The sequence below is a fragment of the Legionella lytica genome (assembly GCF_044626755.1).
GTDB classification, from domain to species: Bacteria; Pseudomonadota; Gammaproteobacteria; order Legionellales; family Legionellaceae; genus Legionella; species Legionella lytica_A.
In genome coordinates, this window is record NZ_JBGORX010000005.1 from 163,136 (window position 1) to 176,953 (window position 13,818).

Here is a 13,818-nt window from a genome sequence, read left to right on the forward strand (position 1 = left end):
GGCTCCAGCCTTAGCACTATCCGAAAAATAGGTGTCATAATCCGATTCACAGCAGTTTTGAATGGTATTTGGCTATCGAGAACATCTGAACCAGATTTAAAATTGATAATTGAAAAATGGTAGTTAATGACCTAGGAGTGTTTACGCGAATTGAGAACCAATTTCCATCGTTCAGGTAGTGATCTAGTTCGTGATGAAAGACCTTATATCAGAACACTGGGACGATTGACTTGCAGAGCCTTTCCGAATGAAGCGGGTAAGACCCTGAAGCCATTGATTTATCCCTTCTGACTTGTTTGGGAACTGCTCGAAGAATGAGCTGACAGCGTGTCATCGACCCCATTGAGAGTAGTTTCTTTTGGTTTTGGTTTGAAAAATCCTATGTGCCCCACCTTAACTTTTTCTTGTTTTTGTTCCGCCGGACTTTCCAACATCTGATATAGCCCAGCAGTTCCATCAAGCATTAGGGCATGACAATTTCCAAAAAAATCACTTGTACTAGCAGATAAAGTCATCTTGGTTCGAACTATGTTCATAAAAACAAAATCTTCAGAGTATTGAGCTCCGTATTTTGTTGTTAGATAATGTTCAAATTCCCTTTGTTTTACAGCTGAGATATTTAAGGCAGTTAGCAGGTTTTTATTCGGCTCACTGATATTATTGATATTAATAATATAATCTTCAAACGCAGCTTTTAAAGCAGCTTTATTGTCCTCTCGAATACATGATTGAAAATGTTCACGAGCAAAGTTTCTTACTTCCCCTAAAATCACATCTTCAGTTACGATGCTAATCAGAGGATGTCCTAGAACCGATTGAAAGAGTCTGCGTTTGACACCCGAATAACAAGAAGGTCTATCTCCCTCTAGGTCATCATATTCCTCTAGTTTCTCTTTTGAAGTAACTCGTGTTTTATCCCAATTATGAGAGCGTCCAATGAGAGCCAACTCGTCAACATAATGATTTAAACGGGATTCAAAAGTATGTCCCTCTGTAGGTTCAGTTTCTTTATCCTTGGCTGCCAACCAAAGAAGTCCAATAAGGGGCTGATAATCCTCAAAAGTAGACCACTTGGCCAAAGTTTTTTTATCCTGATAAACATATTCTGCATCGGGATGCATCCATGGGTTAGGTTTAGATAAATAACGCCACGCCGAATGATCTTTATTTTGATAATACGCCTTTAATGCAAGTTGGTACTCATTTTCTTTTAATTTAAGATGTTTAAATTCTGCAAAATCCATAGGCAGAATAATTCGCTTTCCGTCTCTATCTACTATTGAAGCTGGATTTGCTGTATACCGTTCTATGAGCTGAGCACGTAGATCACTCATGAGATTACTCATACCTCTGCTCTTCAGAGTAGGCCCATATCGTTTAATCGCATCATCAAGACGTTTTTGTTCACCAGTGGTCAAAGCGGTCATGGATGATTCACCATCTTTACACAACTGGGATAAATCTAATTCTCCACGTGCTTCTGCACGATAATAATCATTTTCCTCTGTTAAAGATTTAACTTCGGGAATATTTAATAGAATGGTCGCGGCATCTTGATTCCCGGTGGTCAGAGCAAGTCGTATCAGTTCATTAGGTTGTTCTGGAGTAACTGCCATATGAGCTAAGGCTTTTACCGAAGGTAAATTGAGTAAAAACTTTATCTCATCATCTAAAGCACGCTCATTACGGCGAATTAAATTTCTTACTAGGTAAAAACAAATTTTGGCTTGTTCCAAACTCTGAATGTCAAAAACACCGGGTGGAGGGAAGTTAAGCGCTTCACGATGAAGAGCACTTAAGTGTTGGCTAATAAATGGATTAACACTCGCTTTACCAAATTCTTGCACATGAGCTTCAGCATAAGCAAAACAACGGCTACTCTTTGAGAGCAACCAATGGCTCGCTTCTATCTGTGCATTTTCTACCGATGCACGATAAGCGCGGAAATTATCAGCTTCTACCATGTGCTCGAATAATTGGGGTGCTTTTGATTCTAAATGACTTAATACACTTATATGACCATTTTTTGCCCCCATTCGGAATGCATAATAGTTTTGTGCCTCAATCATTTTGATGACTAATTCTGATGCCTTTGCTTCTAAATCTTTAAGAACAGCCACATGCCCATTGCTAGCTGCATTTTTATAGGCCGCATAATTTTCGGCAAGGATCATTTCCCGAGTAAGGCTTGAAGCTTTAGACTCCAGGTAGTTTAGTATCTCTGCATGGCCATGCTCTGCTCCTTTTCTATAAGCATAAAATTCATTATCCTTAATTAGATCAAGAACTTCCTGGCTACTTTGAAATTGTTTTGTATAGGTATCTAAAAAAACTAGATTCCCTAATACAGCGAATAATGAAAATAGCGTTTTTTTATTGAACTCCAGTTTTTTTGCTGTCTCTTCAAGCAAGGAAAAATTATTGGGCTGAGCCAAGGCAATTCCCAGCCAGGCTTGCTTCTTCTTCCATTGATCGTTGAGTTTAGATTTATATTTATCTAAACTTAAAATTGTTGCCTCACTACTACCGGCTTTCATAATAGAAATGACCGATTCTTCTAAGGTTTCGTTGAATAATTGATTGTCTTTCCACATTGAAGCAGGTATTAGTTTACCTTGCTTATGCTTCATCCGCTCTTCAAGTGATTTAAATTTGGCCATATAAACTCACATAATCGTTCAATATGCTGAATAATACCACAAGCTCTTTGTTTTGACTTAACTTGTAGTCACATTGATAAATATTTACACTCAAACTTCGTTGAAATCAATATTAAAACTATAGACTAACCAGATTAGTTAGGTGGGTTTTTATGCCACATTACTTGTTTCCATTATGAAACATAATGATTTATATAGAGATTTCTGTTTGCTGTAATAGGAGTTAAAGCTAAGAATTAAGTCCGTATGTGCTACATTTAAAACCAGGAGATGAACATACCATATTGACTTACAATTAAATTGACTGTACTATATTTCACCAGATCACAGTGAATTTCAATCATTCCACAGTATTTATCTAATAGATAGCTCATCGGAGACACACTATGAAATTTTTTTCTACGCCAGCAACGGTACTGACCAGTTTGGGACTCTATTCAAATGAAATTCAGTATTTACTAGAAAAATTAACTGGCAAAAAGGCTTGGGTCTCTTATAAAGATGATGAAGGTCATGTTTTAAGGCTTCAAATTATTCGAAAAAACAATGGAACGTATTTTGCTCTTGTGGATGCGGAATCTTTATGTGGTCTAAAAGATAAAACATTATTCATAAGAAACGGGGTAGAATTTGGCCTCAAACAACAAGGTCTTGACATTCCTTTTACTGAAATTGCTGTGGGTGGTCTTGTGAGTGATGAAGGACGATTAGGAATTTTTTCCAAACTCTTAGGAAAGGTACCTCCAGCGGTACATGAATATGTAGCATTCAAGCTCCCTGGTGAGTCGCAGGTATTCATTGACGATCCCCGCACTGGTTTTTTTGATTGGAGAGAAAAATTTCAATCGCGAACAAATAATCAAGTCTGTTGTTTTGCAGCCACGGCAATTTTTATTGCCTCGTGTATCGCTCTCAAGCGCGGAGATGCACCTGACTCTACTCCTGAACTCTTTAACGAAATTTATAAGAACGATGAGCTAAGGGCCCTTATTCAGCAACTAGAGAATAAAGTTGGCAGCTCAACTGAAACCAAAAAACAAGTCATGGACTCTTTTGTAAAAGCCTTAAGCAATTTCCCATTCCCTAGACTAGATAAAAAAGAAGAAAATGGAAATGAAGCGATACTTACTGCATTAAAGGCCTAATCCAATGACGCTCGCGGATTTGCGATGGAAGAGCCTTTTTCAGAAAAGGCTCTACTAAGTTCCTGCTTTTATACTAGTTTTACCTTGAAACCCAGTTGACCATTATACGCATTCACATGCAAATTTAACCCGGTGGTATAACTGGCGTTTGCATAAATAAAAGTATTTTTAGGTAATTCAACTGTAGTTCCTAGATTAAACTCCATTGAGGCGCCTTCCAATTGAGATTGAAACGGAATGTATCCATAGACTGACGTAAATTGCGCTTTCGGATCCCCTTGAAACTGATACCAGAAATTAGGGCGAAACCAGGTAGTGAGTTTTTTGATTTTTTGTTGCTCATTAAATGTCTGTTCATTTGCCAAACGTACCCCCAAGCGCCCTGCAAGTGAATCATTATCTCTAAAACGAATTTTTGCACCGACATCATGTGTATCATCTAAATTAACGAATTGATAAATAAGCTGTCCCTGAGGTTCCACTACCCACTGCTGCTTCCACAGCAAAGGATACCCACCTTCTACTGATGCAGCAAAGCCTACTCCGCTGTTATCCAGTGCGATGGCTCTAAATGAACTGGAGTTCATATCTGTATAAAAGGTAGTCTGTAAGACCGTATCAATATATGCTTTCGTTGGTGAATAATAGGTTCCATATGCACCCACTGTGTATGCTGTAAACAAATTATTACCGATATAATGGGAAAAACGTTTTACATCCCCATCAGAACGACCAAAAGCACCATACCCCCCAAGATGATAGCTTGAGCCGTTAGTTAGAGATTGCGAAAAAAGATCGCCACCTAATTGTAAGCCTGAAAAATTATAATCATAACTCACTCCGCGCATCCGCTGATGATGATTGACACGATTCCTATTGCCATGTAAGCCAATCAGGCGACCCCAAACACGGTTTTTGGCGTTGGTTGATGCATCATTTGACCAGTCATCCTGCCCAACTCGCTCATGCAAAGTACCAATCAGGTTTTGTCCATAGAGCAAAGTCGTTGCAGCTAAGGTAGGATAAATTAGCGTTTCGATTCGATAATTTGCGGGTACAGGTGGTGCAGGTGGCTCAGGTACGCATTCCGGATTACTCGCAGGACAAATGGAACGTAAATACCAATTATTTTCATTATCTCCATTAAGACTCGAACGATATAAAAAATATTCAAATGGACCGGACACTGCGGGAGATGCTAAAGAGAAGGCGGTGGATGAGGTAGTTGCACCACCTAGAGCATCAACTACCAAAATACCATCCCCTGTGGTTAAAGCCCCCGCCCCACCGGTATTATTAATAATTAAACCCGTTGTCCCTGTAGCAGAGCCATTATTGATGATTAGCATATCTGAAGGCGAACTGGAGCCATTTAAGAAGGTGTTCAGCTGCATCAACCCATTATTACCTACATAGTTATCAACAGTTAATGTTTTATAAATACTGCCACTTGGTGGGGTAAAAAAAATGGTACTATTGTCATTCAATAAGTTGGTGATAACGGAATTAGCCGACATATTCCATATGCTATGGTCGAAAAGTGAAACGCTCGATGTTGCATTCGTCGCAGAATCCAGTAAGGCAGAACCAGTTAATGTTGAATTATAGGATTCCAGGTTAATTACTCCAGCATTTACTGCGGACAGCAAACTGCCGTTTCCAGTAACCGTGGTATCCCTAAGGGTGGTATTTAAAATAGTATTATCGCTTACGATTGCCGTGGCATTATGCGTCTCAATAGCCCCTCCCTCCACACTTATTATACTCGTTACCCCGCTACTGTAAGGGGTCGCATAAAGACCATAAGCATTTTCTCCGTACGTTTCAATAGTAGAATCGGTTAAAACTATATCTCCCCCACTGCGTGCATACGCCCCATAGGCTGCATTACCATAAGTAGTAATAGTGAAATTTGAGGCATTAATTAAGGAGCGTTGGCTTGCTGAGGATAAGGAGTAAAGTGCCATTTCACCATCAGCACTGGTATCTATCGAGCCACCATTGATAGTAATAAGTCCTCCCTGGATCGCCTCAATCCCATAATTACCCATGCCCGCTATAGAAGTGATAACATTAGTTAAAGTTATCGAGCTATTTCCTCGTGCATATACCCCTCCCGAACTCGAATTTCCATTGATGGTAATTGAACCATTTGTCATGAGTATGGTACTGGTATTGTCCGCATAGAGCCCTCTTCCTCCTGTCACGGTAGCTCCTACGTTAAGGTTAACCTCATCTAGGATAATAGTACCCTGCAATGCTTCGGCAGCACTCGAAGAAGCCCCATTGACAGTCACATTGGTTTGGGAAGCGGTAATCGTTGGATTATCCAAGCCAATAGCATAAATCCCATGAGCAAAAATACCATTAGTTGTAATGGTTGACCCGGTCACATTTATCCTGCCCGCATCATTTGCCTGCACTCCATTTGCTTGAGTGCCATGAGTAATGATTGATACATCTGTAGCATTGATTGTTGCATTATTAAGAAAAGCATATAAACCATCTGCATTCGCACCCGAGGTAGTTATCTCTGTGTTTGCACCAACATTAATAATTGCCCCATCGCGTGCGAATATTGCTTTTGCATCAGCACTACCTGAGGTGCTTACGGTGCTTCCCGCTGCCAAAGAAATGCTACTGCCTAAACCTAAAGCATAAGCCCCAGAAGAAAAATTACCGCCGGTGATGAGTATAAGAGGAGTGCTGCTTGTAATAACTCCTCCACTCAATGCATAGAGGCTATAACCAAGAGTTGGTGTGGCAACACCCGTATCATAAGTTCCTGAGGCAACTTCGTTGGTACCATTTGCTACCAATTGTACTGCTAAAGCCTCTCCTAATAAACTGAAACTCAAAGAAAAGGAAATTAATAAAAAAGAAGGTGATTTTATTTTCGAAAACATTTTAACATCCTGTATTGTAGGAGACGATCAGTCATTCCGTTAACTAATTTAATTCGTTTTCTGGTCAAACAAAAAAAATTACCACAGCCAGCAAAACTAAACTTTATTGATGCATATTTTATATAATTCAAAGCTTTTCTAATAAATCCTAATCGTAAATGATTTAAATTTAATATTTTTTTATCACATAATAATAACAATATTCAATAGAAATATTTACTCATGCCTCATTGCATCGACATTATCAGCATCCAATATCTCGATCTCACTTTTTGCGGGGGCTTGACTCGGTGCGGCAACAAAAAAACGCCCTCCCTTGCGGAGACGAATAAGCGTAGTGGGCTTGTGTATGGTTCCCTCATCAAGATGCTTCGCTTGGGGCGTAGATTCCCAGCCCTCCTCTTCACTGCTTTTTTTCCTTTTTTTATTCCGAACTAATATATTACTCTCGTTATCAGGTATTGATTCCACAACAGCACGGTGAGTGAGATGATTTTGAGATAGCCTATTGAAATAAGAATGAATTGGCAATGATAATAGTGATGGAATCGGCTGACATTGTGTAATGATAATTTTTTGTTTATGGCTAGGAGCAATCGTGAAAAATCCTTGGTAATTAAATAATGAAGAGGTCTCTTTTAAATGCTGAGTTAGGTCATTAAAAATATTATGTGCATTATTATCGCCCACCACTAAAACAATAAATCCATTCACCTGCATAGACATTAATGCTTGCGTAAGAAGCTTGAATAAAAACTTTTCTTTCCAAAGTGCGTATGTTGTATATCTATGAGTGCTTTGCTCTTGACCTTGATATATCTCTTCTAAAAAATAAGGAGGACAGGTCAGCATAAGTTGATGACGTACTCCATAGGGCATTAATTCCTGCTCACTTAAATCTTCCATCGGTTTGTCGTGGATAATCGTTTCAAAACCGTCAGGAGCGAATTCTCGGATTATATTTTGATAACATTCTTGTAATCCACTATTTGGATCTGTCCCTACATAGCGCTGCAATCCTAATTGTTGTGAAATAAATGCTCCCATTAAACGATCCCCCCAGCCCGAACAAAGATCTAATAATGAGGTGGTAGCCGAATGATATTTATTTTGTAAGTAGGTAATAAGATATGGGACGTATAAAGGTTCGAAGTGCCCTGATGTATAGGTTTGATTTAATTGACACCTTAATCTTCTAAGTGAAAAAAATTCATCACTGTCTTCTTTATCGGCATTAGTACGACAATAATCGCTATAAGCTAATTGACCATTTTTATTTACACTAGTTTTATAAAAATGTAATTGCTTAAAGAGTTGATGTAGAAGGCCGGGGCTTGCCCAAAAGTCGACTACCGACATTTTTTGTTTCGGCTTAACCGTCAAATGACGATAATCCTGGCTATATAAATCGACAAGTTCGTTGCTTTTTAATCCAGTAGATCTAATGTTGATAACACCTTTGTTTTCCGAAGACTCATCAAGCTCTAGTTGATTAGATAGTTTTATTTTAATCTCTGCTACTTGGTTACACAACTTTGCATAACGTTCACTACGCTCTCCGGTATCAATCATCCTAGGAAATGCGAATTCATGCTGTCTAATTTCTTTATAAACCCTTAGTGCTAAGGCATGAAAAACGAGTGTTTCAAGTTTTTTTGTTCGTTCTAGTTTTTCTATTTTTTCTAACGTCGGGTATTTTGCATCCATATACTGAATTAATTTTCCAATGTGTCCTGCTAAGTATTTCGCAGGAACAAATACCGGCCATTGAAAAAAATCAGGTATTGATTGTTCGGTAAGAATAGAAATAAGTAGATGCTGTAACTCAGGGTCATCGTTTAACTCATCCTCGTTTATTGCATTTTTTGAACCCCACTGATGCGGATTTAGCCTTGCCTCTTGATTAATCCAATCGGCAAAGAATGTATCGCTGTTATCTAGTTTTAGAATTTGGATTAATTTTTCATAAGTACGAATTAATTGCCTATTCAATTTCTGTTCCAACCACATAAATTGGACAAATTATACACAGCAATATGCTTTCAATCAATCAGAAAGCGCAAGTAATAATCAATTATCATCTGGTTATTTATTTGCCTCCCAGCCTTTACTCTTCTTAAATTATTTGGGAAGAGAATCAATCCTGTTAATTTGAAATAAAAAAAAACCCTATCAGTATAACTGACAGGGTTTTTTAAAATCGCTTACTGAATTACTTAGCAGCAGCTTTCTTTTCTTTTTCTTTGGCAATTACTGCTTCAGCTACGCTATTTGGGCAAGGAGCATAGTGAGAGAATTCCATTGAAAATTGACCACGGCCTGAAGTAAGAGTACGTAAGGTACTGATGTAACCAAACATTTCAGAAAGAGGAACATCGGCCTTAATACGAACGCCAGCCGCACTTGGCTCTTGACCAGAGATCATACCGCGACGACGGTTCAAGTCACCAATTACGTTACCAACATCATCTTCAGTACTGTACACGTCAACTTTCATAATTGGCTCAAGCAACTGCGGCGCAGCCTTAGGTATTGATTGACGGAACGCACCTTTTGCCGCAATTTCGAACGCGATCGCAGAAGAGTCAACTGGGTGATAACCACCGTCAGTCAGCGTTACGACCACATCTAATACAGGGAAACCTGCCAACGTACCAGTACCCATCATTGAACGGAAGCCTTTCTCAATTGCAGGGAAGAATTCTTTAGGAACGTTACCACCAACAACTGTTGAAGCAAACGTAAACCCAGTGTTTGGCTCACCTGGCTGAATAGTGTAGTCAATTTTACCGTATTGACCAGAACCACCTGATTGCTTCTTATGCGTATAGCTGTCCGCAACCTGTTTCGTAATCGTTTCACGGTAAGCAACCTGTGGTTGACCTACGATTAACTCAACATCATAAGTACGCTTTAGAATATCTACTTTAATATCAAGATGTAATTCGCCCATACCACGAAGAATGGTTTCACCTGAGTCTTCGTCAGTTTCCACTCGGAAGGTTGGATCTTCTGCAACCATTTTACCAATCGCAACACCCATTTTTTCAGTTGAGCCTTTATCTTTTGGCGAAACCGCTATAGAGATTACTGGCTCAGGGAATACCATCGCTTCAAGTGTACACTCATGATTAGGATCGCAAAGAGTATGACCGGTACGAACGTTTTTCATACCGACAATCGCAATAATATCGCCTGCTTCAGCGCTTTGTAATTCATTACGATCATTCGCATGCATTTCAACCATACGGCCAACACGTTCAGTTTTACCCGTAAAGGAGTTAAGAATTGTATCCCCTTTATTTAGTTTTCCTGAATAGACACGTACGAAAGTTAAGGCACCAAAACGGTCATCCATAATTTTGAATGCTAAAGCACGGAATGGCTCATCACGAGAAACGATTGCAAATTCACCGTTTGGCTCCCCTTCCGCATTAGTTAATGGCTGAGGATTAACTTCATGTGGAGCAGGTAAATAGTCAACTACTGCATCTAACAATAATTGCATCCCTTTGTTTTTGAACGCAGAGCCGCAATATGTTGGGAAGAATGCTAATTCCAATGTACCTTTGCGAATGCAACGCTTAATGTCTTCAATTGAAGGCTCTTCGCCATCTAAGTAAGCCATTAGCAACTCATCATCCATTTCAAGAGCTGTTTCAATTAATTGTGCACGATACATTTCAACATCATCATGCATATCAGCAGGTACGTCAGTAACAGTGAAGTTTTCTGGTAACCCTGAGTCATCCCAAACAAAAGCTTTACGAGATAATAAGTCGACCACACCAACAAACGTATCCTCGAAACCAATCGGTAACGTCATAATTAAAGGATTTGCACCCAACACTTTTTTGATTTGGTCAGTAACTTTCAAGAAGTTTGCACCAATACGGTCGAGCTTGTTTACGAAAATTAAACGAGATACTTTTGAATTGTTCGCATAACGCCAGTTTGTCTCTGACTGAGGCTCAACACCGCCTGAACCACAAAATACCCCGATACCACCATCGAGAACTTTCAGTGAACGATATACTTCAACAGTGAAATCAACGTGTCCTGGGGTATCAATAACGTTAAAGCGTGTGCCTTTCCAGTAACAACTTACTGCTGCTGACTGAATAGTAATACCGCGCTCAGCTTCTTGTTCCATGAAGTCGGTTGTTGATTCACCATCGTGAACCTCTCCTATTTTATGGATTTTACCAGTAAGCTTAAGAATACGTTCGGTAGTAGTGGTTTTTCCGGCATCTACGTGAGCGAAGATTCCAATGTTTCTATAAAGGTTTAAGTCAGTCATAATACTCTTATAAAATTTAATGGATAATAATTTGTCGCATATTGTACAGCATTTTATCCGGATTTACAGCAGAACTCACCCCATTTTTTATGATTATTTTACCTATCGCGTGAAACCGCATCACACCGTGAAAGCTACACGCATTATGTGGGAGGCTATTTGTAAACGGGCCATAAAGCTGGAGGATTTCGTAGCCTAAAAGGACTATTAATAAAATCATTATGCTTGTAAAAAACAATTATACAATTAGTGCGTTCATGGACGCTGTAGGAAAATCCTTAATCCATTTAATCATGAATTGTACGAATGCGCTTACCTATTATATATAGTAGATAACGTTGGAGATCGCCATTCGGACAATTGCGCCGGTTTGTTCAACCTTATAAAAATACCGAAGGCACATTCCACCACAGCCAATAAAAATATTATTATTTACTATTTGCAACCCAAGTAATAAATCGAATAATTGCACTTATAAATTAGACTTCTATTTTTATTTAAGCCAAAAACAGTGCATCTACTGAACTGCTTGCTTGGCTTTACTTTGTCTATTTTTTTGTTACCATAGGCAAGAAAAAAATAAATTAAATCAGATTCTACTCAGGTTGAATACAAATAAGTATGAAACATCCTTATCGAAAAAGCACGCTTTAAAATAATTGCACTATGGATTACCTTAATAAAATATTAATTTTATTTTTCAGCATAAATATTAATTTTTAATAGAGAACAGCAACATTTGCGTATACTAAATTACCACAAAAAATTTAGTTCGATTTATGTCTCTGTCATAAGAAAGATTCTATACATCATTACTGGGATAAAGTGAATATAATAAAAAAGAAGCTAAACCAATCGATATTAACTATAGGGAATATTAATAGGATTTTTTGGAAAAAATCACCTATGAAACTGATAAAAAAAAGAAATAAAACGTCTAATTACTTTATTTCTTTTATAATTGACACGAGCTTTTCTATTAAGCAAGTTAACAGCCCCGCATCTCGTTTATTAGAAACCAGTATACGAACTTTAATAAACCAATCGTTGTTTAATTATATTCCCGCACGACATCAAGAATCGTTCAAAGAGAAAATAGAACAATTAATAAGCACTAATTTAAAACAGGCATGTGAAATTGAAATCGTTCAAAAAGACGGTTCATATAAACAAATACTGTTCCAATGCAGCATGGCGGGAAATAATTTGCTTGCTATTGATGGAATAGAAACCACCTCCATACGTCAATCGCAAAGTAAGGATCAGGATATTGAATTATTGAGCTTAATCAATAACTTATTTCATCATGCGGATGATGCAATTGCTGTTTTGGATGACGAACTGAATGTTAAAATTAGCAATCAGTTGTTTACTTCCTTATTACAACGTATGACATCCCAGAGCATTAGTGTCGGCATGAATTTACACGAAGCGCTTGTAGAGAAAACACGCTTAAAAGTAAATATTATCAATGCGTGTAAAGATGCTCTTTCAGGGAAGAAAACCAGCATCTTAATTGAAAATCCTAATCAAGAGAGTGATATTTATTATTGTTACGAGTTACGCCTTTATTCTATATATAATACTTTTCGCAAAAAAAACGACTTAATTTTTCGCATTAAAGACACCGCCGATTATAAGTTACAACATAAACTGCAAGCGGATATCAGTAAAACCTGTAAAAACAGTATAATCAATGCCATGACTACCGCGCTGGCACATGAAATCAACCAGCCATTAACTGCCATTGCTACCTACAGTCGTAGTTGTCTTTTCATGCTTAAAAATAAATTAACTTCCGATAATTTAGAAGAGCGATTGTCACTGGCATTAGAAAAAATTTCCTCACAAGCAGAACTTGCAGGGGAAATCATTGCAAACATGAAGCAATTTATTCGCAAAGAACATGTTTATGTGGAAAAAACGGATATTAATCAATTAATACATGACGCTTTATCTATTTTTCATTACGAATTACTTGAGCTTGAATTAAAGATTACCCTCAATTTAGTTGATAACCTTCCGTCGGTATTAATTAATAGAACTCACATTATTCAGGTTATTTTAAATTTAGCACGCAATAGCATTGAGGCTTTTCACAATAGTAATGAAGAACACCCCGAACTAACCATTGAAACATCAACTTGCGACAATTACATACAAGTTATAATCAGGGACAATGGGCCTGGAGTACCTAAGGAGCATATGGATAAAATATTAACATCGTGTTTTACCACTAAAAAACAAGGGCATGGCATAGGCTTACATATTTGCCGCACTTTAATTGAGAATCAGGGTGGAAAACTCCATTTTCAAGCCGAAGAGAGAAAAGGCGCCTGCTTTGTCCTAAGTATACCCTTCGATACCTCTAATGAAAAAAATTAAGTTCTATATTGTTGATGATAATGAGGCGATCTGTGATGCGTTATTCTTTTTATTACATTCAGTTTACGAAGAGGCTATAGAATTGAATGTTTTTCACCACCCTGTTCATTTCTTACAACAGTATTCTCCTGAAGGGGATGGCTGTTTAATTGTGGACATGAACATTCCCTCAATGAATGGGCTCGAATTAGTACAGAAACTTAGAAACAATGGCAGCAAACTCAAAATTCTTATGATGAGTGGTTGCGCTAAAGAGCTCATTATTAACACGCAATTAAATTACGGAATTGATGAATTTATAGAAAAGCCGTTTAAGATAGACCTTTTTTTAGAAAAAATTACCAATCTAATTTAAGAATATTTTCTCATAACTAATGTTTTCCATGATACTAATTTTAAAAAAAATTCACATATAATTCGCA

7 protein-coding genes are annotated in these 13,818 nt (G+C 37.9%); 3 read left to right on the forward strand and 4 right to left on the reverse strand.

Going from position 1 to position 13,818, the window contains the following annotated elements:
• Positions 1-278: 278 nt before the first annotated feature.
• Positions 279-2,660, reverse strand: a complete 2,382-nt coding sequence (locus ACD661_RS12365; protein ID WP_400188176.1) for a hypothetical protein — start codon at positions 2,658-2,660, stop codon at positions 279-281.
• Positions 2,661-3,046: 386 nt separating this feature from the next.
• Between ACD661_RS12365 and ACD661_RS12370 the strand changes: the two genes are divergently transcribed.
• Positions 3,047-3,805 carry a hypothetical protein gene (locus tag ACD661_RS12370; RefSeq protein WP_400188177.1) on the forward strand — a complete coding sequence of 253 codons (759 nt, stop codon included), beginning with the start codon at positions 3,047-3,049 and terminating at the stop codon, positions 3,803-3,805.
• Between the two features lie 68 nt (positions 3,806-3,873).
• On the opposite strand, the gene ACD661_RS12375 is transcribed toward ACD661_RS12370, so the two are convergent.
• From ACD661_RS12375 to fusA, 3 genes are all read right to left on the reverse strand, one after another.
• Complete coding sequence (locus ACD661_RS12375; protein ID WP_400188178.1) at positions 3,874-6,711, reverse strand: autotransporter family protein; 2,838 nt, start codon at positions 6,709-6,711, stop codon at positions 3,874-3,876.
• Positions 6,712-6,927: 216 nt separating this feature from the next.
• Positions 6,928-8,703: a hypothetical protein gene (locus ACD661_RS12380; protein ID WP_400188179.1), complete on the reverse strand. Its 1,776-nt coding sequence runs from the start codon at positions 8,701-8,703 to the stop codon at positions 6,928-6,930.
• Positions 8,704-8,923: 220 nt separating this feature from the next.
• Positions 8,924-11,011, reverse strand: coding sequence for an elongation factor G (fusA, locus tag ACD661_RS12385; RefSeq protein WP_400188180.1), 2,088 nt, complete (start codon positions 11,009-11,011; stop codon positions 8,924-8,926).
• A gap of 906 nt (positions 11,012-11,917) precedes the next feature.
• Between fusA and ACD661_RS12390 the strand changes: the two genes are divergently transcribed.
• A complete protein-coding gene (locus tag ACD661_RS12390; protein ID WP_400188181.1) occupies positions 11,918-13,396 on the forward strand; it encodes a sensor histidine kinase in 1,479 nt (492 codons plus the stop codon).
• Positions 13,383-13,751, forward strand: coding sequence for a response regulator transcription factor (locus tag ACD661_RS12395; RefSeq protein WP_400188182.1), 369 nt, complete (start codon positions 13,383-13,385; stop codon positions 13,749-13,751). The genes ACD661_RS12390 and ACD661_RS12395 overlap by 14 nt, the downstream gene beginning before the upstream one ends.
• Positions 13,752-13,818 lie beyond the last annotated feature (67 nt).